Source organism: Actinocrinis sp., from assembly GCF_035605935.1.
Taxonomy (GTDB): domain Bacteria; phylum Actinomycetota; class Actinomycetes; order Streptomycetales; family Catenulisporaceae; genus Actinocrinis.
Map to the genome: position 1 here is coordinate 1 of NZ_DATNGK010000308.1, position 19,774 is coordinate 19,774.

Annotated in this window: 19 protein-coding genes; 8 read left to right on the forward strand and 11 right to left on the reverse strand. The window is 69.9% G+C overall.

The window, feature by feature from the left end; genetic code table 11:
- Positions 1-84: 84 nt before the first annotated feature.
- From VN779_RS25045 to xylB, 4 genes are all read right to left on the reverse strand, one after another.
- Positions 85-576 (reverse strand): metallophosphoesterase family protein, encoded by a 492-nt coding sequence (locus VN779_RS25045; protein WP_349260938.1) that lies wholly within the window; start codon positions 574-576, stop codon positions 85-87.
- Positions 577-578: 2 nt separating this feature from the next.
- Entirely contained in the window at positions 579-1,088 is a 510-nt protein-coding gene (locus VN779_RS25050; RefSeq protein WP_414639751.1) for a GNAT family N-acetyltransferase, read from the reverse strand.
- A gap of 56 nt (positions 1,089-1,144) precedes the next feature.
- On the reverse strand, positions 1,145-2,320 hold the full coding sequence (locus VN779_RS25055) for an ROK family transcriptional regulator (RefSeq protein ID WP_349260939.1): 1,176 nt from the start codon (positions 2,318-2,320) through the stop codon (positions 1,145-1,147).
- 271 nt (positions 2,321-2,591) lie between these two features.
- Complete coding sequence (gene xylB / locus VN779_RS25060; protein ID WP_325727588.1) at positions 2,592-4,079, reverse strand: xylulokinase; 1,488 nt, start codon at positions 4,077-4,079, stop codon at positions 2,592-2,594.
- 151 nt (positions 4,080-4,230) lie between these two features.
- On the opposite strand from xylB, the gene xylA reads away from it, so the two are divergent.
- Both xylA and VN779_RS25070 read left to right on the forward strand, forming a co-directional pair.
- Positions 4,231-5,406: a xylose isomerase gene (gene xylA, locus VN779_RS25065; protein ID WP_325727589.1), complete on the forward strand. Its 1,176-nt coding sequence runs from the start codon at positions 4,231-4,233 to the stop codon at positions 5,404-5,406.
- Positions 5,407-5,671: 265 nt separating this feature from the next.
- Positions 5,672-6,727 carry a GNAT family N-acetyltransferase gene (locus tag VN779_RS25070; RefSeq protein ID WP_325727591.1) on the forward strand — a complete coding sequence of 352 codons (1,056 nt, stop codon included), beginning with the start codon at positions 5,672-5,674 and terminating at the stop codon, positions 6,725-6,727.
- 79 nt (positions 6,728-6,806) lie between these two features.
- On the opposite strand, the gene VN779_RS25075 is transcribed toward VN779_RS25070, so the two are convergent.
- Both VN779_RS25075 and VN779_RS25080 read right to left on the reverse strand, forming a co-directional pair.
- Positions 6,807-8,204, reverse strand: a complete 1,398-nt coding sequence (locus VN779_RS25075) for a S53 family peptidase (RefSeq protein WP_325727592.1) — start codon at positions 8,202-8,204, stop codon at positions 6,807-6,809.
- 151 nt (positions 8,205-8,355) lie between these two features.
- A complete protein-coding gene (locus tag VN779_RS25080; RefSeq protein ID WP_325727594.1) occupies positions 8,356-8,709 on the reverse strand; it encodes a hypothetical protein in 354 nt (117 codons plus the stop codon).
- A gap of 232 nt (positions 8,710-8,941) precedes the next feature.
- On the opposite strand from VN779_RS25080, the gene VN779_RS25085 reads away from it, so the two are divergent.
- A complete protein-coding gene (locus VN779_RS25085; protein ID WP_325727596.1) occupies positions 8,942-10,048 on the forward strand; it encodes a glutamate--cysteine ligase in 1,107 nt (368 codons plus the stop codon).
- Positions 10,049-10,084: 36 nt separating this feature from the next.
- Here VN779_RS25085 and VN779_RS25090 read toward each other — a convergent pair whose 3' ends face one another.
- The 3 genes from VN779_RS25090 to VN779_RS25100 all read right to left on the reverse strand — a co-directional run bounded on the left by VN779_RS25090 (position 10,085) and on the right by VN779_RS25100 (position 13,762).
- Positions 10,085-10,795, reverse strand: a complete 711-nt coding sequence (locus VN779_RS25090; RefSeq protein WP_325727598.1) for a bifunctional 4-hydroxy-2-oxoglutarate aldolase/2-dehydro-3-deoxy-phosphogluconate aldolase — start codon at positions 10,793-10,795, stop codon at positions 10,085-10,087.
- On the reverse strand, positions 10,792-12,426 hold the full coding sequence (locus VN779_RS25095; protein ID WP_325727600.1) for a D-aminoacylase: 1,635 nt from the start codon (positions 12,424-12,426) through the stop codon (positions 10,792-10,794). Before VN779_RS25095 ends, VN779_RS25090 begins: the two co-directional genes overlap by 4 nt.
- Before the next feature lie 70 nt (positions 12,427-12,496).
- Positions 12,497-13,762, reverse strand: a complete 1,266-nt coding sequence (locus tag VN779_RS25100; RefSeq protein WP_325727602.1) for an amino acid deaminase — start codon at positions 13,760-13,762, stop codon at positions 12,497-12,499.
- A 130-nt stretch (positions 13,763-13,892) separates the two neighbouring features.
- Between VN779_RS25100 and VN779_RS25105 the strand changes: the two genes are divergently transcribed.
- From VN779_RS25105 to VN779_RS25120, 4 genes are read left to right on the forward strand one after another with little or no spacing between them, the layout of a single operon-like run.
- A complete protein-coding gene (locus tag VN779_RS25105) occupies positions 13,893-14,900 on the forward strand; it encodes a sugar kinase (RefSeq protein WP_325727604.1) in 1,008 nt (335 codons plus the stop codon).
- Positions 14,897-15,667, forward strand: coding sequence for an IclR family transcriptional regulator (locus VN779_RS25110; protein ID WP_325727606.1), 771 nt, complete (start codon positions 14,897-14,899; stop codon positions 15,665-15,667). Before VN779_RS25105 ends, VN779_RS25110 begins: the two co-directional genes overlap by 4 nt.
- Before the next feature lie 2 nt (positions 15,668-15,669).
- Positions 15,670-16,053: a Rid family detoxifying hydrolase gene (locus tag VN779_RS25115; protein ID WP_325727608.1), complete on the forward strand. Its 384-nt coding sequence runs from the start codon at positions 15,670-15,672 to the stop codon at positions 16,051-16,053.
- Between the two features lie 2 nt (positions 16,054-16,055).
- Positions 16,056-17,696: a beta-N-acetylhexosaminidase gene (locus VN779_RS25120; RefSeq protein ID WP_325727610.1), complete on the forward strand. Its 1,641-nt coding sequence runs from the start codon at positions 16,056-16,058 to the stop codon at positions 17,694-17,696.
- Positions 17,697-17,729: 33 nt separating this feature from the next.
- On the opposite strand, the gene VN779_RS25125 is transcribed toward VN779_RS25120, so the two are convergent.
- Positions 17,730-18,794, reverse strand: a complete 1,065-nt coding sequence (locus VN779_RS25125; protein ID WP_325727612.1) for a lactonase family protein — start codon at positions 18,792-18,794, stop codon at positions 17,730-17,732.
- A 97-nt stretch (positions 18,795-18,891) separates the two neighbouring features.
- Here VN779_RS25125 and VN779_RS25130 point away from each other — a divergent pair, with 97 nt between their 5' ends.
- Positions 18,892-19,686, forward strand: a complete 795-nt coding sequence (locus VN779_RS25130) for a pirin family protein (protein ID WP_325727614.1) — start codon at positions 18,892-18,894, stop codon at positions 19,684-19,686.
- 18 nt (positions 19,687-19,704) lie between these two features.
- On the opposite strand, the gene VN779_RS26725 is transcribed toward VN779_RS25130, so the two are convergent.
- Positions 19,705-19,773 carry a D-aminoacyl-tRNA deacylase gene (locus VN779_RS26725; protein ID WP_414639752.1) on the reverse strand — a complete coding sequence of 23 codons (69 nt, stop codon included), beginning with the start codon at positions 19,771-19,773 and terminating at the stop codon, positions 19,705-19,707.
- Position 19,774 lies beyond the last annotated feature (1 nt).

The window sequence follows — 19,774 nt, forward strand, 5'->3', positions numbered from 1 at the left end:
CTGGACGCCGCCGGGCTGCATCACTGACGCACCGGCCGCGTTGTTGAGCCGGAGCCACGCCAGACCGCGTCAGTCCAGGTCAGCTCAGGCCACCGGCACGATCTGCGCCGACACCAAGCGGCTGCCCGCGATGTCGAGGATTCCGATCGTGCCCTGCGGTTGACGCCGCCGGTCGGTCGGCGAGCCCGGATTGAAGATGCGCACGCCGTCGCCAGCCTGGTCGAGCGGAATGTGCGAGTGCCCGAATACGACGAGTTCGGCCTCCGGGAAGCGGCGATGCATTCGCGCAGTGCGCCCGGCCGCCGATCCGGAGTCGTGGATCATTCCGACGCGCAGCCCGTCGAGTTCGAACCGGGATTCCACGGGTGCGCCCCAGGCCGCGACGTCTGGTCCGTCGTTGTTGCCGAGTACCGCACGGACCGGTGCGTAAGCGGACAGTTCATCAAGCACGTCCGCCGTGCATACATCCCCGGCGTGCAGGATCAGATCCGCGCCGCGTAGGTGCTCGGCGACCTTCGGCGGGCAGCCGCGCCATCGCCGCGGCGCATGAGTATCCGATAGAACGACGACTCTCATCATCAGCCGATCAGTTCGTTCGCGAGCAAGTCCATCAGCAGACCGTCATGCCACGTGCCGTCGGGGCCGCGTTCGTACTCACGCATCACGCCCACCGGCCGGAAGCCGACCTTGGCGTAACACCGGATCGCCGCCTCGTTGTCCGCGGCCGGATCGATCGTGATCCGGTGGTGCCCGAGGTCGTGGATCAGATACCTGGCGACGGCCCGTACCGCATCGGTCCCGAGACCGCGTCCGTGCATCGAGGTGTCGAGGTAGATGTCGATTCCGGCATGCCGGTAGTCCGGCTCCTCCTCCGCCCACCACTGGATGAATCCGACGATCCGCTCTTCGTACTCGATGACGAATCCATGCTCGTCTTCGGTGGCCAACTCCTCAGCGACTGCGGCGCGCAGATCCGGGCCGCCGCGCCACCACCGGTACACCTCGGGATCGGCGCGGATGGCGGCCAGGGCCGGTATGTCGTCCTCGCCCGCCGGACGCAAGGTGACGAACGATCCGGATAGGTTCACCGCGGCCGCGTCGTGGCCCTCCGCTTCCTGCGCTTCAGCCTGCATAACTCCGGACACTAACGACCGGCGGCGCTGCGCTCACGTGTATTACGCCAGTCGGCATACCGCGCCGGGTTCTCGATGATGCGCCGGATCGTGACCGTGGCGGCACCCAGTAGCGGGCCGCGGCGGCCGAGCTCCGACAGCTGCAACGCCTCGGGGCTCCACGGACGCACCGTGACCCGCTCCGCGAGTTCCTTGCGCATGCCGGGCAGCAGCCACTCGCCCAGCTCGGCGTATGCGCCGCCGAGCACGAGTGCAGAGGGGTCCAGCAGGTTCACCGCTCCGGCGAGAGCCGTGCCGAGCGCGCGCCCCGCCTCCTCCAGCGCCTCGAGCACCCGCGGATTGCCGCCGAGCGCTTGATCGGTCAGCGCCTTGATCCGATCTCCGCCCGCGTCCGCGAGGCCGGAGGCGCGCAGTACGGTCTGTTCACCGGCGTACTGCTCCAGGCAACCGCGCGCGCCACAGCTGCACAGCGGACCGTCCGGGTGTACCGGAACGTGCCCGAGTTCGCCCGCGAATCCGCGTGCGCCGCGGAAGAGCCGGCCGTCGATCACCACAGCCGCGCCGATGCCGGCCTCGGCCGAGACGTGGATGAAGTCGGCGGGCCGGGTCACGGTGTGCCAGAGTTCGGCCAGCGCGCCGAGGTTCGCCTCGTTCTCGACCTCGATCGGGACCGATCGCAGCGGGGCCGGCAGCCAATCGGCCAGCGACTGCGCGATCGGGACGGAACGCCAGCGCAGGTTCGGCGCCTGCTCGACGGTGCCGTTCGCGGCGTCGACCAGGCCGGGCACCGCGACCACCGCGCCGACCGGATGCAGGCCCTGCGCGGCGGCATGTTGCAGCGCGGCCGCGGCGACATCGGCCAGTTCGGCGAGCACCTCGCCCGCCGCGCGGCCACGGTTCGGCGCCTCGATCTCGACCCAGGTGCGCACGGTCCCATGCAGGTCGAGCACGCAGGCGCCGAGATGCTCCACCCCGATTTCCAATCCGAGACCGGCCGGGCCCTGCTCGCTGAGCGCCAGCGCGGTACCCGGCCTGCCGACCCGGCCGCTCGGAGCGAGGCCGAGATCGGTCGTCAGCCCGGCCGCGGCGAGTTCGTTTATCAGATTGCCGACCGCCGCACGAGTGAGACCGGTTCGCTCGGCGACCTCTGCGCGGGAACTCGGTCCGTGAGCCGCCAGCGCGGCCATGACCAGCGCTAGGTTCTGCCTACGCATGCCTTGTTGCGAAGCCGGTCCGGCGGTGCGATGGGCAGATGAGCGGTGCGAACGCACGCCTCGTGGCGTCACCGGGGCGCTGTCGTGCGCTGCGGGGCGTTCGCCATCGCTGCCGGTGTCTCCGGCTTCCGCTGCACGATCGCCGATGTCGTCCTCGGGTGAGTCGTTACCGTCGGTTGTGTCGTTACCGCCGGTCGAGTCGCTCACGGTGCCCCTCCTCGCCCTCGCGTCCCAGCGGCCGGTTTCACGTCGTCGCGGAATCGTTTCCGAGTCCGCCACCCTGCGCGAACAGCCCGCCGCGTTCGGCTCGTTGCAGAGTAGCCGCGATAAGGACACGAGCGGATTCGTCGCGAGGCAACGGTTCGAACACAGGTCCGGCGGCCGTGCCCCATCGGCGCGCCACCGCGTCCGCCGGCTCGCCGGTCAACAGCCCGGCCGCCTGCGCCGCCGCGCCGAGCGCGACGATCTCCTGCGCCGCCGGGATCTGCACCGCGCGCCCGGCCAGCCTGCGCACCGTGTCCTGCCAGGCTTTTCCGCGCGCGCCGCCGCCGATAAGCAGCAACGGCGTGTCGGCCGCTAACTCCTCGCCCCCGGCCCGCAGCACGTCATCCAGCGCCGCGAGCAGCGAGTACGCCGCTCCGTCATACGCCGCTTGGAGCAGTTGGCCCGGCGTCGTGTCGTGCCGCAGCCCGGTGAGCAGACCGGACGCGAACGGCAGGTTCGGGGTGCGCTCGCCATCGAAGTACGGCAGCACCACCGCGCTTCCGCCCGGCTCCACCGCCTGGCGATCGAGGCTGAGCAGCGATGCGATCCGGTCGACGGCGAGCGTGCAGTTGAGCGTGCAGGCGAGCGGCAGCCAAGCGCCCAGCGCGTCCGCGAACCCGGCCACGGTGCCGCTCGGATCGGTCGGCCGGCCGCGCGTCACCGCGTATACGGTGCCTGATGTTCCGAGGCTCAGCACCGGAACGCCCGGCTCCAGGCCGAGGCCGAGCGCGGCGGCCATGTTGTCGCCGGTGCCCGCGCCGACCAGCGTTCCCTCGCGCAGCGGCACCGCGCTGCCGCGGCCGGTGCCGCTTCCGGCCGCGCGCACCTGCCCGGCCGGCTGCCCCGGCTCGACGACACGCGGCAGCATCGACGAGGCGAGACCCACCTCGTCGAGCAGTTGCGTGGCATAGCCCTGCGGCGTCCACCAGCCGGTGCCCGAGGCGTCCCCACGGTCGGTGGTCGCCGTTCCGGTCAATCTCTCGGTCAGATAGTCGTGCGGAAGCCTGATAGCGGTGACCCGGTCCGCCGCCTCCGGCTCGTTCTCGCGCAACCAGGCCCACTTCGCGATCGTGAACGACGCGCCCGGCACGCTGCCGGTGCGCTGCGCCCACCATGGTGCGCCGAAGCGGCGGACCAGGGCCTGCGCTTGCGGCGCGCTGCGCACGTCGTTCCACAGCAGCGCGGGCCGTACCGGCGCGCCCTTCTCGTCCAGCGTCACGAGCCCGTGCTGCTGCCCGCCGATCGCGACGGCCTGCGCGGCTTCGGCGTATCCCGTCTGCTCCAACGCGGTGACCAGCGCCTCCCACCACTGCTCCGGGTCGCTCTCTCGCCCCGCCCCGCCGCTCACCGTGTGCGCCGCCCGGCCTTGCCCGACCACCGCGCCGGAGTCCACGTCGACCGCGAGGGCCTTGGTCGACTGGGTGGAGCTGTCCACGCCGATGACTATGCGCGCTGCGGTCGGCGACATCCTCGTCCCCTCTGTGGGTTCGCGGCTTGGCTCCGGTGGTCCGGCGAGATGCGGATACCGCCGGCGGCCGCGAAGGAGTAGGTTGGGAGGCGGAATTTGTATTCCGCGTTTACGAATGAGGCTAGCCCTCCGAGACCTCCGGGAGCAAGCAATGACGCAGTCCCTTACGCCCACACCGGACGACAAGTTCACCTTCGGCCTGTGGACGGTCGGCTGGCTGGGCCGCGACCCGTTCGGCGACGCCACCCGCAAGCCGCTCGACCCGGTCGAATCAGTGCACCGGCTCGCCGAGCTCGGTGCCCATGGCGTGACTTTCCACGATGACGACCTGATCCCGTTCGGCTCCTCCGACAGTGACCGCGAGGCGCACATCAAGCGCTTCCGCGCGGCCCTCGACGAGACCGGGATGAAGGTCCCGATGGCGACCACGAACCTGTTCACGCACCCGGTGTTCAAGGACGGCGCGTTCACCGCCAACGACCGTGACGTGCGCCGCTACGCGCTGCGCAAGACCATCCGCAACATCGACCTGGCCGTCGAGCTCGGCGCCAAGATCTATGTCGCCTGGGGCGGGCGTGAGGGCGCCGAGTCGGGCGCGGCCAAGGACGTGCGCGTCGCGCTCGACCGGCTCAAGGAAGCCTTCGACCTGCTCGGTCAGTACGTGCTGGACCAGGGCTACGATCTGCGCTTCGCGATCGAGCCGAAGCCGAACGAGCCGCGTGGCGACATCCTGCTGCCGACCGTCGGCCACGGCCTGGCCTTCATCGAGAAGCTGGCGCACCCCGAGCTGGTCGGCCTGAACCCCGAGGTCGGCCACGAGCAGATGGCCGGGCTCAACTTCCCGCACGGCATCGCGCAGGCGCTCTGGCACGGCAAGCTGTTCCACATCGACCTCAACGGCCAGTCCGGCATCAAATACGACCAGGACCTGCGCTTCGGTGCGGGCGACCTGCGCGCCGCGTTCTGGCTGGTCGACCTGCTGGAGTCGGCCGGATACGAGGGTCCGCGGCACTTCGACTTCAAGCCGCCGCGCACCGAGGACTACGCCGGGGTCTGGGCCTCGGCGGCCGGCTGCATGCGCAACTACCTGATCCTCAAGCAGAAGGCCGCCGCCTTCCGCGCCGACCCCGAGGTCCAGGCCGCGCTGCGCGCTTCCAGGCTCGACCAGCTCGCGCAGAGCACCCTGGCCCAGGGCGAGACGATCACCGACCTGCTGGCCGACCGCAGCGCGTTCGAGGACTTCGATGCGAACGCCGCCGCGGAGCGCGGCATGGCCTTCGAGCAGCTCGACCAGCTGGCGATGGAGCACCTGCTCGGCGCTCGCTGACCCGGGCCGCGATGAAGGCGTCGAAGAGCCCTTATCGTAAGGGCTCTTCGACGCGGCTGTCGGCGCCCGCTCCTGCGTGGACGGGTAGGTGGCGGCGGGCAGGCGGATGAATCTTCAACCTTGACACTCTTCGAACACTGTTTTAGCGTCCGAGCTACCGCCGTCGCCGCCTGCCGAGGGACCGCCGAGTGGACTCAGTGTTCGAACCCATGGCCGAATCAGCCGCTTCGAACCCTGCCGTTTCACGCCCCGCGTTGGCGGCGGCGTGACCGAAACCGTAGAAGTACACGACGACGTCGCGGCCATCCCGGACTGGGACCACCTGGCGACGGACAGCGGGGCACCGGTCTTCTACAGCAGCGCTTTCCTCTCCGCCTACCGCAAATCCGAGCTGCTGCCCGCCGACGCGTTCGCCTACCTCGTGCTGCGCGACGCCGACCAGAGCGCCCGCGCCGCCCTGCCCGTCACCCTGCTCCCGCAGATGGATCCGGCCGGCTTGCTCACCGTGTACGAACCCTCCATCGCCGCTGCGCCGCGCGGGCTGATCAGCCACAACTGGCACTGTTACGACACCTGGCTGCCCGCACGCGGCGGGCCGGGCGACCTCGACGCGATCCGCGCCGTGCTCACCGCCTTCCGGCAGCTCGCCGCCGACTTCGCAGCACCCTGGTACGGCCTGGTCAACGTGGACGCGACCGGACCGCTGGCCGCCGCACTCACCGCGCTGGGCGCCCATGGGGTGCCGATCGACCAGCGCTACGTCCTGGACCTGCCGCCCGGCTTCGCCGCGGCCGACCACCTCGCCACCCTGCCCAGGCATCAGCGCGACGCGCTGCGCATGCATCAGCGCCGCGCCGAGCGCGCCGGAGCGGTCGCCCGAGTGCTGGAGCCCGGATCGGCCGAGCCGGACCGGCTCGGCAGGCTCGAGCGCATGATCGAGGCCGAACACAGCGTGCCCTGCCAGTTCGCGCCCGGGGGCTTCCAGAACTTCCGCCAGCAACTCGGTCAAGCCGCGCGCATCATCGAGGTCAGCGTCGGCGGCCGCGCCGTCGGCCTCGGTTTCTGCCTGATCGACGGGGTCCGGCTGCACTTGTGGACCTGCGGGGCCGACCGGGCCGCCGGCGACTTCAGCCCGTTCCACGTGTTGTTCTACGAGGCGCTCGAGTACGCGGCGCGGCTGGGCCTGGCCAGGTTCGAATGCGGCCGGCGCAACGGGGATTTCAAACGCAGGTATGGACTGCGGCCCGTGCCGCTGCTCGCATACGTCGCGCCGACCCGCAAACCGCTCGGCGCGCTCGTCCCGGGGATAACAGCAGCCTGATGCCTGCTGCGCAGATCCCGGGCCGAGCGCGCCTTGGCGCTATGCCGCGCTGCCGCGGCCGGCGACCGTCAGAGCTCGACTACCGCGCGGTGAACGCCAGCGACCAGACGAGGTTGGCGTTGAATGTGCCCAGTCCGCTGGCCAGGTCGTAGCCCGGACCCGCGGTGTAGCCGGTCACTGCGCCGAAGGAGTTGTTACCGCTGGTCACATCGACGATCCCGGCGAACGCCGCGTGTCGGCCGGCGCCAAGCTCGTACAGCGCGTCGTTGAGATTGCCGAGCCGGTGACCGGCGACCTGGTCAGCCAGCGCCACGATGCCTGCGAAGATCGGCGAGGCCTCGCTGGTGCCGCCGATGATGTGCCAGCCGACCCGGTTCGGGTCATAGCTGAAGTACACCCACGCGCCGCCGTTGACGGCCGCGCTCGCCGAGATGTCCGGAGTGCCGCGGTGGCTGCCGACGACGCCGCGCACGCCGCGCTGGAAGTCCGGCCGGCTGAACACGGCCGAGACCCCGCCGCCACCCGCGCCGTAGCCGTCGTTCCACACCACGTCGGGGGAGAGCCGCTTGCCGGAGTCGTCGAGCGTCAACTGCGTGCCGCCGATCGAGGTGACCAGCGGATCCGAGGACGGCCACGAGTTGACCGGCATGGTGTACAGCGCGCTGCCGTCCAGCGTCGCGTTGGTCGCGCCGTCGTCGCCCGAGGAGGCCAGCACGGTCACGTGGTGCTGGGCCGCCGCCTTGAAGGCGTAGCGCAGGTTCAGCAGGCTGCTGAAATCGCCCTTGTCGAAGCCGGGGAAGGTGTTCTCGGTGGCGCCGAAGCTCTGCGATATGACGTCGCCGACGCCCGCGTCGATCAACTGCTTCTCGGCGGTCATCATCTCCGGGAAGCCGGTGACACCCTCGGTCTCCGCCACCGGCGTCTCGACCAGGACGATGTGCGCGCCGGGCGCGATCGCGTGCGCGTATTCGACGTCGAGGGTGCTCTCCGCGGCCCAGCCGGTCATGTCCGAGTTCTTCGGATCGAACGGCGGGATCGCACCGGCCTGCACGATCTGCACGGTGGTGTCCGGCAGGCCCCACTGCGCGTCGAAGACCTGCAGGTCGTGCTGGATGGTCGGCGAGCCGAACGAGTCGACCAGCACGATCGTGCGGCCAGCCCCGTTGATGTGGAAGCGGTACAGGCTGTCGAGCCCGTACGCGGTGTGGTACTGCAGCGGCGAGTAGCAGTGGATGCCGAGCGTGGTCAGGCACTGCGAGGTCGGCAGCGGACTGGTCAGGGTCCTGGCGTCGATGTGGTCGGCGACGGCCGGGACCGGTTTGACCGCGGCGACCGCGTGGGTGGCCGTGATGGAACCGGCGGCGCCGGGCGCGATCTGCGCCGCGGCGGCCGCGGAGGACTGCGCGAGGGCGATGAGCAGGGCCGCCGCACCAGCCTCGATTACCGGGATCGATCTGCGCTTTCGGGTGTGTCGCAAGTCGAACTCCTTCGGACGGGCATCAAGCGGGCACCCCGGTCTGAGGCGCCCAAAATGCATGGCACGTTGAACTAAGCCGCTTGGCAAGCGCCCGTCCCGAAATAGCGCCGAGTCGTTATGTCCCGCCGCCCGCCAACAGGTTGACGTCCCGTCAGCGACCGGCCTGGACCACCGCCAGCACCACGGCCAAGATCAACCCTAAGCCGAAGGCGGCGACGCCCGCCGGGTCACGGCGGCCCGGAGCGGCCAGACGGATGAGGTAGACCGCGCACACCGCCGCCAGCGCCACCGCGCCGGCCACCCCGAGCGGGTGCACCGCCAGGCCGATCGCGACCAGCAGCGCGGCGAGCAGTTTCACCGGCGCGAACAGCGTGACGGCCACCTGCGGGGAAAGGCCGGTGAACCGGGTGAAGTTCGGCATCGTGCGGCCGGTCCACAGGTTGATCGGCGCCATCACGAACTCGGCGATCAGCAGCACCGAGCAGATCCACATCAAAGCCGTCATCCGGCCCTCCCCGGTCGTCGCAGCACTCTGAACGCGCACGCCGCGGGGTATCACGCGGCGCTGCTTACGGTACGGGAAACGCAGGCTCCTGTCGGCAGCCGCGGAGTCGGATCGTGCTTGGCTTCAACGAGCCCTTGCTAAGGCTTGACCGCACGGCTTCGGTGAGGTCGCCACGCGCGCGGTCCACTCCTTCGGGCCGGTTTTGACGGCTGGTGGAGGGTACACAGTGTGGGTGATCACGCTCGGGGTCGAGGAGGAGTATCTGCTGCTCGACGAGGCCAGCGGCTACCCCGCGGCGGCGGCCGACGAGGTTTGCGCCGCCGCCGGGCTGCAACCCGCGCTCGCCAGCGCCGAGGTGCAGCACGAACTGCTGCTCACCCAGCTCGAGGTGGCCACACCGGTTTGCGAGACGCTGGACGAGCTCGGCGGCAACCTGCTGCGGCTGCGACACGCCTTGGGCGAGGCCGCCGGCCAGGCCGGCTACCTGCTCGCCGCGACTGCCGCGGCCCCGTTCCGGCACGAGGGACCGGCCGCGATCACCGACACCCCGCGATACCGCGGCCTCTACGAGGACGCCCCTCAGCTCGTCGACGAGCAGCTGATCAATGGGATGCACGTGCACGTCGGGATACCCGATCGGGCTACCGGCGTCGCGGTGCTCAACCGGCTGCGGCGCTGGCTGCCGGTGCTTGTAGCGCTCTCCGGCAACTCGCCGTTCTGGAACGGCGGCGACACCGGGTTCGCCAGTTGGCGCACGGTCGTCTTCGGCCGGTGGCCGGTCAGCGGACCGCCCCCGGCGTTCGCCGACGCCTCCGACTACGACCGGCGGGTGCGCGGGCTGGTCACCGGGGGAGCGATCCGCGACGTGCACCAGGTCTACTGGCAGGCGCGGCTGTCCGAGCGCTATCGCACGATCGAGGTGCGCGCCGCCGACGTGCAACTGCGCGTCGAGGAGGCCGTCATGCTCGCCGGCCTGATCAGAGGCCTGACGCAGACGGCCATCTGGCGGTATGAGGCTGACGCGCCGGAGCCGGAGCCGCTGCCGGAGATCGCGGCGGCGGCCGGCTGGCACGCGGCGCGCTACGGACTTGACGGCTCGCTGATCGGCTCCGAGGGAAAGCCGATCGCGGCCAGGGACGCGGCCCGCGCCCTCGTGCGGCACGTGCTCCCGGCGCTGGCGCAGTACGGAGATGCCAACCAGGTCGCTGCCCTCGTCGAGCACACACTGCGGGTGGGCAACGGCAGCCAGCGCCAGCGCAAAGCCGTGGCCGACGCCGGTCCGCTCGGCCTGGTCCGGTTCATCGCGTCGGAGACGACGAAGAACCTTGAGAACCGTTGAGCGACGCCACGAGATCCGTCGCGCGCCGAGTGTCTGCTACTGCTCGGGTTGCAGGGCGCGCACGAACTCCCGCGCCCGCTCGCCGATCCCCTCGTGATCGCCCCGCTCGACCAGGCTTGGCGGCACCACATCAGTGCCCGCGCCGACTGCCAGCGCGCCGGCGTCAAGGAAACCGCGCGCGTTCGTCACATTGACCCCGCCGGTCGGGATCAGTCGCGCTCCGGGGAACGGGCCGAGCAGGTCGCGCAGGTACGCCGGGCCGCCGATCCGCGCCGGGAAGACCTTCACCGCCGCCGCTCCGAGCTCGAAGGCCCGGCTCAGCTCGGTCGGCGTCAGCGCGCCCATGACCAGCGGCACACCGCAGGCCAGTGCCGCGGCCGCGACGTCCGGGCGCACGTCCGGCGTCAGCAGGAAGCGCGCGCCGGCGGCCACCGCGTCGCGGGCGTGATGGGCAGTCAGCACGGTGCCCGCGCCGACCACGCAGCCCGGCACCTCGGCCGCTTCCTCGATCACGTCGAGCACACCGGGAATGGTGAAGGTGAACTCGACCAGCCGGATGCCGGCCGCGCCGAGCGCCGCGGTCAGCCCGGCCGCGTCGGCGACCTGGTTCGCGCGCACGATGCACAGCACGCGGTCGCGGGCCAGCAGATCCAAGAGGTCCGGTCGCTGCGAGGGGTGTTCCAGTGCCCGCGCGTGCGCTGACCCGTGAACCTGCGATGCCTGCACCTGTGCCTCCGTGTCCGTCATGGTCGCCGCCCTGCGTCGCGCCGTAGCGCCCGGCCTGGTGCGGCGCTCGTGCGTCGATGTCCGTCGATCACGAATTCGCCGTTGACCAGAACGTAGGGGATGCCGGTCGCGGTTCGACGCGGTTGCTCGAACGTCGCCCGGTCGGCCACCGTCTCGGGGTCGAACAACACTACGTCCGCGACCAGTCCCGGCGCGACCCTTCCACGGCTGGAAAGTCCGAGCCGGCGCGCGGCGCGTCCGGTCATCTGCGCGACGCACTCCTCCAGGGTGAGCAACCCTTCATCGCGCACGTAGTGGCCGAGGTAGCGGGGGAAGGTGCCCCAAGCACGCGGATGCGGCCGCTCGCCGATCAGCAGTCCGTCGCTGCCGACCAAGTGCGCGGGGTGGCGCAGGATGGCGCGGACGTTCTCCTCGTTGCCGACGTGCAGCAGACAGGAGACGCCCAGGTCGTCTGCCAGCAGCAGATCGAAGCAGAACTGCGCGGGCGGCTTTCCGGACCGCGCCGCCGCCTGCGCGACGCTCAGCCCGGCCAGCGCGCGGTTCGCGGCGTGCCGGGTGCCGCTGATCTGGATCGCCGACCAGTCGATCGCAACGCCGTGGCAGCCATCGGAGCCGGCGATTTCGAGATCTGCGGCCATTCGCTCGCGGGCGGCCGGATCGCGCAGCCGGGCCACGAGTGCGTCCGGGCCGCCGCTGGCCGCCCAGCTCGGCAGCAGTGCGGCGAGGGTTGTCGCACCCGGCAGGTAGGGATAGCTGTCGAGCGTGATGTCTACGCCGCGCGCCGAGGCATCGTCGATCAACTGCAGCAGGTCCGGCGCGCGTCCGGTGTTGACGGAGAAGTTCAGCGTCGCGTGCGCGAGGTGCAGCGGGCAGCCGGATCGCTCGCTGACCCGGATCATCTCCTCGTATGCTTCCAGGGCCCCGGCGCCATAGCTGCGGTGGTGCGGACTGTAGTAGCCGCCGTATTCGGCCACGACGCGGCACAGCTCGACGAGTTCGTCGGTGTCCGCATACATGCCTGGCGTGTATGTCAGACCGCTGCTCATGCCGACCGCGCCTTGCTGCAAGCCCTCGGCGAGCATTCGACGCATCGCGTCGAGTTCTGCGGCGGTAGCCGGGCGGTCGTCGTTTCCGACGCACATCATCCGCAGCGTTCCCTGCGGCATGAGATAGACGGCGTTGACCGCGCAGCCCTCATCGATGCGGTCCAGATACTCGCCGACCGTACGCCAATCCCAGGCGAGTTCCTCGGGGTCACCGTGCCAGCCGGAGATCTGCTGGCGCAACTGTTTCAGCGCACTGTCATCCACCGGGGCGTAGCTCAGACCGTCCTGACCGAGGACTTCGAGCGTGACGCCCTGGGAGGTCTTGGCCAGAAGCTCCTTGTCGGCGAGCAGCGCCAGATCGGAGTGCGCGTGCATGTCGATGAAACCGGGAGCGAGCACGAGCCCTGACGCGTCGACCACCCGGTCGGTGTCAAGGCCCGCAGCGGTGTCAGCGCCGACCGCGGCGATCCTCCCGCCCGCGAGCGCGACATCGGCGCGGAAACGCGGCGCGCCCGTCCCGTCGACCACCTCGCAGCCGCGGAACAGCACCGTCTGCGCGGCCGCATCCGTGCCCTTGCTTTCCATTGCGCTCACAACCTCGCCGTGCCGGTGCTTAGAAGCCAATGCTGCCTAGAACTGTGCTGCCTAAAACTGTTTAAAAGAATGTGCGGACGAGGTCCACGACGCGTCCGTCCTCCACGATCGGGATCAGCTGCCATTTGTCGAAAGCGGTGCACGGATGTGAGATGCCGCAGGTGACGATCTCGCCGACACGCAGCCGCGTGCTATCGCCATGGCGCAGGAAGGCGTGCTGGTCGGCGAGTGCGGCGATCGCGCACCCTGCGAGCTGTTGTGTCGAGCCGTCCGCGCGCTCGACGGTATGCGGCTCGGGCAGGCCGAGGTCGAATGGCGCGTCGCGCTTGCCGAAATCGAGCAGCGCGAGACCCGGCTCCGGCGTTGAGAGCACCCGGCCGCGGATGCTGAGCGCGGGCCGGAAACCGGCGTCCGCCGTCAACGGTGTCAGCCTTCGATAGTGGCCGTCGTCGTGCGTTATATAAGCGCCGCTGCGCAGCACGATCCGCACCGGCCGCGAGGCCTTCCAATCGCCGCCCAGGATCTCGACCACATCGTCGAAGTACGCGCTGCCGCCGGCCGTCGCGACGATCTCGTCGGCCTCGTCGAAAAGACCGGCCTCATCCAACCGGAGGACGAGCTGACGCAGGGAACGAAGATAGTCGCGAATGTGCTCGATGTTCTGCGGTGCGCGGTCGGGAGCCAGCGCGCCCTCGAAGCCGCCCGCGCCGACGAGCCGCAGCCGATCCGCGGCGCGAACCGCGCGCGCCACCGCTTCCGCCTCGTCCAGGTTCCGGCAGCCGGTCCGGCCGGCCGGCGCACCGAGATCGATCACGACGTCGACCGGCCGGACCGCGTCGGCCTCGGCGAGTATCGCCTGCATGAGCTCGACGCCGGTGATCGAGTCTGCGAAGCAGAGCAATCGGAAATGCGGCGCGCGGCGCGACTCGTCAGCGATCCACCGCAGCGAATCCGGGTCGACCACCTGGTTGGCCAGCACGATCGTCTCGACGCCGAAGGCCCGGTAGACCCGCACGTGCGCGATCGTCGCGGCGGTGATGCCCCAGCTGCCGGCGGCCAGCTGGCGCGCGAAGAGTTGCGGCGCCATCGTGGTCTTGCCGTGCGGCGCGAGATCCACACCGTGCTTCGCGCAGTACTGCGCCATGAGGGTCAGATTGTGTTCGAGCGCCGGACCGTCCAGGACGAGCAGCGGGGTGCCGAGTTGCGCGAGCGGCGGCCTTGTCTCGACGAGTTCGCCGACGGTGAGCTCGGTGAAGCGTGCCGGGAAACCCTTGTACCGCCAGCCGATCCGCTCAGCAGCCAATGCCTCAAGCGCTGCGTCGTCCACGACCCTCCTCGCGATCCCCGATCCGGCGTTGCAACATATGCAACGTGATTGCGCATACTGCTTACCCGGTTGTAGCATCCGGCAGCGCGACACGGCAAGGCGCGACCACGGAGGGCAGGGGAGGGCGCAGGTGAGCGGTTCGGCGGTGACATGCGTCGGTGAGGCCTTGGCAGTGCTCATCCCGGATGAGGACGGGGTTGGATACGCGCTGGTGGTCGGCGGCGCGGAGGCCAACGTCGCGTGCACGCTCACCGCGCTCGGCGTACCGGCACGCTGGGTCGGCAGGGTCGGCGATGATCACTTCGGCCGTGTCGTGCTGCGAACGCTCACCGGACATGGAGTCGACGTATCAGCCGTCGAAGTCGATTCCCATCGCCAAACCGGCTTGTACGTCAAGGAAATCGTCACCCCGCACGCGGACGCGGCCGACAACTCGCCATCCACCCGCATGCGCTACTACCGCGCTGGATCAGCAGCCTGCGACATGAGCCCGGCCCTCGCCGACGCCGCCGCCATCCGTGACACGCCGCTCCTGCACTTCAGCGGCATCACCGCGGCGCTGTCCGAATCCTGCGCCGCGCTCACCGACGCGCTTGTCGCGCCGCGGCGGCCGGACCGGATCGTCGCCTTCGACGTGAACTTCCGTCCCGCGCTCTGGGCCGGGCGCGATCCGGCGGTGCTGATCGATCTGGCCCGCCGCGCCGACCTGGTCTTCGTCGGCGCCGACGAAGCCGAGGCGATCTGCGGCGTCGGCGATCCGGACGAACTGCGCCGGCTGATGCCTGAGCCGCGCACGCTCGTGGTGAAGCAGGGGGCTGACGGCGCGGTCGGATTCGAGGCGGGCGAGCGCGTCGACGTGCCCGCGTTGCCGGTCCGGATCGCCGAGCCGACCGGAGCCGGGGACGCCTTCGCCGCCGGCTTCATCGCCGGGACGCTGCGCGATCTACCGCTTCGCGACCGCCTGCGCCTCGGCACGCTTGCCGCGTCCTGCGCGTTGCGGGTGCGTGGCGACCTCGGGACGATGCCCGACCACGCGGCCATCGAGCGCTTCATCGAAACCGGAGAACTCCCCGAAGCCGAAGCCGGACTCGATCCCAAGCAAGCGGCAGACTCCGGGAACAAGGCGGCCGCGGCGTGAGCCAGACCGTGGACCGCGCCCTGCGCATCCTGTCCGATCTCGGCGGCGGCCCGAAGACGCTCGACCAACTCGCCGGGCTGCTCGGCGTGCACAAGTCAACCGCACTCAGACTGCTTCAGACGCTAGAGTCCCAGGGCTTCGCCCGGCACGACGAGCAGCACCGCTACCGGCTCGGGCCGCGCCTCTTCGCGTTAGCGCACCAAGCCCTCGACGAACTCGATATACGCCGTCTCGCCGCTCCACATCTGGCCGCGCTCAACCAGAAACACGGCCATACGGTGCACCTCGCAGCCTACGTAGCAGGCACCGTCGTCTACATCGACAAGTACGAGGGCAGACACCCCGTGCGCATGCATTCGCGCATCGGCGCGCTCGCACCCGCACACTGCACCGCCGTCGGCAAGGTCCTGCTCGCCGGCCTATCCGAACCACTTCGCAAAGGCGCCGTCAGCCGGATCGGCTTCGAGCGCTACACGCCGAATACGATCACCGACCTGGACGCCTTCGAGGCCGAACTCGCCCAGGTCGCCGCGCAGGGCTACGCCCAGGACCGCGCCGAGCACGAGGATTACATCAACTGCGTCGCGGCCCCGATCCGTGATGCCGCCGGCACTGTCCTGGCCGCTGTGTCCGTCTCAGTGCCCGAACCCGTACTCACCTATTCGGGCGTCCTCGCCCTGCTTCCCGACCTTCTCTCCGCTGCCGGCGCCGCCTCCGCCGAACTCGGCTGGAGCGCCCCGCCCCCGCACCACGACCAGGAGAACTAGCGATGCCCAAAACCGCCATCACCACCGCGGACGCCCCGGCGCCGGTCGCCTCCTACTCGCAGGCCGTGCGCAAGGGCAATGTCCTGCAAGTGGCCGGGCAGGGACCGACCGACCCGGCGACCGGCGAGTTCGCAGGCACGAGCGTCGCCGAGCAGACCCGGCAGACGCTGCGCAACGTCCAGGCCATCCTGCGCGCCGCCGGAGCGGACTTCGACGATGTGCTGATGATGCGGGTCTACCTGACCGACGTCGCGGACTTCCCCGCGATGAACGAGGTCTACAGCACGTTCGTCAGCGCGCCGTTCCCCGCGCGCACGACCGTGTACGTGGGCCTGCCTGCCGGGATGCTGGTCGAGATCGACGCTCTCGCGGTGCTGGACGACTGAGCATGACGGCGTCCGAAGCAATCGACGACCTCTCGGACCTGGGACTCATTCCCGAGCCGGTGGACGTGGAAGTCGCGGTGCGGCTTCGATTCACGCTCACCGACGCGACGGTCCTCGACGCCGACGATCGCGGTGCCCACGTGGCGTCCTGGCTTCGCTCGGCGCTCGGCCCGGCGACCGGCCTTCCGCTGCGCGATGGTCATGGCCCGAGCAACGCCGTCACCTTGCGGCTGACCGCCGCCGACGGAACTACGACCGCGGACCTCGGTCCCGAGGGCTACCGCCTGACTGTGACCCCCGCTGGTGTCACAATCGAGGCCGATAGTTCCGCAGGGCTCTTCTACGGCGCTCAAACGCTGCGGACACTTCTGCCCGCCGCCGCGTTCCGCCGCGCTCAGATCAGCACCGAGCCCTGGCATATTCCGGTCGTCACGATCGTCGACCGGCCCCGATTCGGCTGGCGCGGCGCGCTTCTCGACGTGGCCCGCCACTTCCTGCCCAAGCAGGATGTGCTGCGCTTTATCGACCTGATCGCGCTGCACAAACTCAATGTCCTGCATCTGCACCTGACCGACGACCAAGGCTGGCGTCTCGAGATCCGGCGCTATCCGCGGCTCACCCACGTCGGATCCTGGCGTCGGGAAAGCCCGCTCGGCGATCGGCGGCATCAGCGGTTCGACGGCCGCCCGCACGGCGGCTACTACACCCAAGACGACATCAGGGAAATCGTCGCCTACGCGGCCGCCCGGCACGTCACCGTCGTCCCCGAGATCGACGTGCCCGGACACGCCGGAGCTGCCATCGCCGCGTATCCGCATCTCGGCAACGCCGACTCACCGAGCCAGCCCGAGCAGCCCGAAGTCGCGACTCAGTGGGGCATCCTCGACAACGTCCTCAACGCCGAGGAATCCACGCTCCAGTTCCTGCGCGACGTCTTCGATGAGGTCATAGAGCTGTTCCCGTCCCGGCACATCGGCGTCGGCGGCGACGAATGCCCGACCGGGCCGTGGGAAACCAGCGAGCGAGCCAGCACGCGTATCGCAGAACTCGGATTGCCGAACGCCGACGGGCTGCGTTTCTGGTACGTCGCGCGGCTAGCCGAACACCTCGCGTCGCGCGGTCGGCTGCTCTACGGCTGGGATGAGATCTGCGACGGCGAACTGCCACCGGATGCGGTGGTCGCGTCCTGGCGCGGAACCGCCGGAGCGATCACGGCGGCCCGGCGCGGACACGACGTGGTGCTCTGCCCCGAGGACCAGGTCTATCTCGACTGGCGCCAGTCCGACGATCCAGGCGAGCCCACTCCCATCGGCACGGTCTCCTCGCTGGCGCACGTCTACGCCTTCGAGCCGGTCCCGGCGGCCCTCAGCGAGAGCGAATCCGAGCACGTACTCGGCGCGCAGTGCAACATCTGGACCGAGCACATGGATACCGCGCGCGCCATCGACTACCTGGCGTTTCCGCGGCTGGCGGCATTCGCCGAGACCGTCTGGAGCCGAGCTGACGACCGGGACTTCGACGCGTTCGAGCGCCGGCTGGCTGTCCACGAGCGCCGGCTCGACGCACTTGGTGTCGAATACCGGCGCGCGTCGGGACCGCTGCCGTGGCAGTCGCGTCCCGACGCGCCTGGCTGGCCTCGCTGACTGTGTAACCGATGCAGCTATGAAGCGGCTGTGCTACCCGAACAGCGTGTGCGCGACGTTTCGCACCGGATACGAAAGCCCGGTGTCCGACAGCGCGCCGCTGTCGCCGTCGACGCGCAATACCGCGACGTTATGCGAACGCTGATTCGCCACGAACAGGAACCGCCCGTCCGGGCTGAGCGCGATATCCCGCGGCCAACTCCCCTCACACGACCAGCGGCCTACGGGCTCAAGCCGCGAACCGCCGTCGCCGACCTCGAATGCGCACACTGACTCGTCGCCACGGTTCGAGACATATACGAAGCGGGCATCGGCCGATAGCACGATCCCGCCGGGCGCATTTTCCCCGCCTCTCGGATCAGGCACGGCCGGGATCTCAGCCAGCTCCTTCGCCGAACCGGTCGCCGCGTCGTACGCGCAGACCGTCACGGAGTTGCCCAGTTCGTTCGCGAGATAGAAGTGCTCGCCGGACGGATGGAAGACCAGGTGGCGTGGCCCGCTGCCCGGCCGCATCCGGTTCTGAGCGATCAGCGTGAGGCGCCCTGACAGCGCGTCGAGCGCGTACGCGTAGACGCTGTCGGTGCCCAGGTCGACCGAAAGCACCACCTGACCATCCGGCGCCGCGGCGACCATGTGCGCGTGCGGGCCGCCTTGGCGGTCGGCATTCGGCCCGGAACCGGTGTGCTGCGATAGGTCTGACGATGCGGCGAGGCTGCCGTCAGTCTCGATCGGCAGGACGGTCACGTTCCCCGTGCCGTAATTCGCAGCCAGCACGTAACTGCCGCCCGGCTCGACGAGCAAGTGACACGGCAGGGCGCCGTGCGTGGGCTGCTTGCCCAGGAAGGACAGGGAGTTGCTTCCCGCGTCGATCGAGAACGCGGCCACCTGGCCGTCGTTCTCGTCCTCCTGCACTGCGTACAGCACATTCCGAGACGGTCCGAGCGCGAGGAACGACGCTTCCGGCAAGTCACCGCCGCCCACCGGCTCGATCGTCAGCGCTTCCGGATCGAATTCGGCGACGGTGATACCGGGCGCGGGCTGCGGTGACGGGTCGTCTTGCGTGTACCTGCCGATGAAAAGCCTGACGCGGTCGTTCATGCACGCCTTCCTCAGATCGTTGGGACCAAGTATGGCGCGTATGCCCGCATCCGCCCGGCGTACCGTGTCCGGTACGAACACCCTCGACGGAGGCCCCATGCCGACATTCCCGATCACCCGGGCTCCGCAGGACCTGACGCCGTCGCTCGATCTGCGCGATCCGGGCGAGCGCTTCGCCACGCGGCTGCCCTGGCTGGACTCGAAGCACTCGTTCTCCTTCGGCCGCCACTACGACGCGCGCAACACCCATTTCGGCCTGCTGCTCGTCAACAACGACGACGTGGTCCGTCCAGGTACCGGGTTCGAGACTCATCCGCACGAAGACATGGAGATCGTCACCTGGGTGCTGCGCGGCGCGCTCGTGCACCAGGACTCCGAGGGGCACTGCGGCGTCATCTATCCGGGTCTCGCGCAGCGGATGAGCGCGGGCCGCGGCATCCAGCACTCCGAGAAGAACGACTCCTGGCGGCTAACTGGCGGCGCCGAACACGACGAGCCGGTTCACTTCGTGCAGATGTGGGTGGTACCGGACGAGGCCCGCATCGACCCCGGCTACGAACAGCTGGAAATCGGCGACGAACTGCTGCGCGGCGGCCTCGTGCCGGTCGCCTCGGGCATGGCCCAGTACGACGGCGCGGCTGCGATCCGGATCAAGCAGAAGGACGCGGCGTTGCACGCCGCCCGGTTGGAGCCCGGCGGCTGCGTGACGCTGCCAGCTGCTCCGTACCTGCACCTGTTCGTAGCGCGCGGCGCGGTGGAACTTGAAGGAGCGGGCGTGCTCGGTACCGGCGCGGCAGCCCGGATCACGGCCGCAGACGGCCAGCGGGTCACGGCCATCGACGCCGCAGAGATTCTGGTTTGGGAGATGCACGCCAGGCTCGGCGTCGGCTGACACCTCGTCAGCGCGCGGTCAGACGTCGAGAATCAGGGTCACCGGACCGTTGTTGACCAGCGACACCTGCATCTGCGCTCCGAACACG

Excerpts from the sequence above, each read along its gene's own strand:
- VN779_RS25045 (WP_349260938.1), bottom strand. The coding sequence starts at position 576 with ATGAGAGTCGTCGTTCTATCGGATACTCATGCGCCGCGGCGATGGCGC.
- VN779_RS25055 (WP_349260939.1), bottom strand. The coding sequence starts at position 2,320 with ATGGCCGCGCTGGCGGCTCACGGACCGAGTTCCCGCGCAGAGGTCGCC.
- xylB (WP_325727588.1), bottom strand. The coding sequence starts at position 4,079 with ATGTCGCCGACCGCAGCGCGCATAGTCATCGGCGTGGACAGCTCCACC.
- xylA (WP_325727589.1), top strand. The coding sequence starts at position 4,231 with ATGACGCAGTCCCTTACGCCCACACCGGACGACAAGTTCACCTTCGGC.
- VN779_RS25080 (WP_325727594.1), bottom strand. The coding sequence starts at position 8,709 with ATGACGGCTTTGATGTGGATCTGCTCGGTGCTGCTGATCGCCGAGTTC.
- VN779_RS25090 (WP_325727598.1), bottom strand. The coding sequence starts at position 10,795 with ATGACGGACACGGAGGCACAGGTGCAGGCATCGCAGGTTCACGGGTCA.
- VN779_RS25095 (WP_325727600.1), bottom strand. The coding sequence starts at position 12,426 with ATGGAAAGCAAGGGCACGGATGCGGCCGCGCAGACGGTGCTGTTCCGC.
- VN779_RS25115 (WP_325727608.1), top strand. The coding sequence starts at position 15,670 with ATGCCCAAAACCGCCATCACCACCGCGGACGCCCCGGCGCCGGTCGCC.
- VN779_RS25120 (WP_325727610.1), top strand. The coding sequence starts at position 16,056 with ATGACGGCGTCCGAAGCAATCGACGACCTCTCGGACCTGGGACTCATT.
- VN779_RS25125 (WP_325727612.1), bottom strand. The coding sequence starts at position 18,794 with ATGAACGACCGCGTCAGGCTTTTCATCGGCAGGTACACGCAAGACGAC.
- VN779_RS25130 (WP_325727614.1), top strand. The coding sequence starts at position 18,892 with ATGCCGACATTCCCGATCACCCGGGCTCCGCAGGACCTGACGCCGTCG.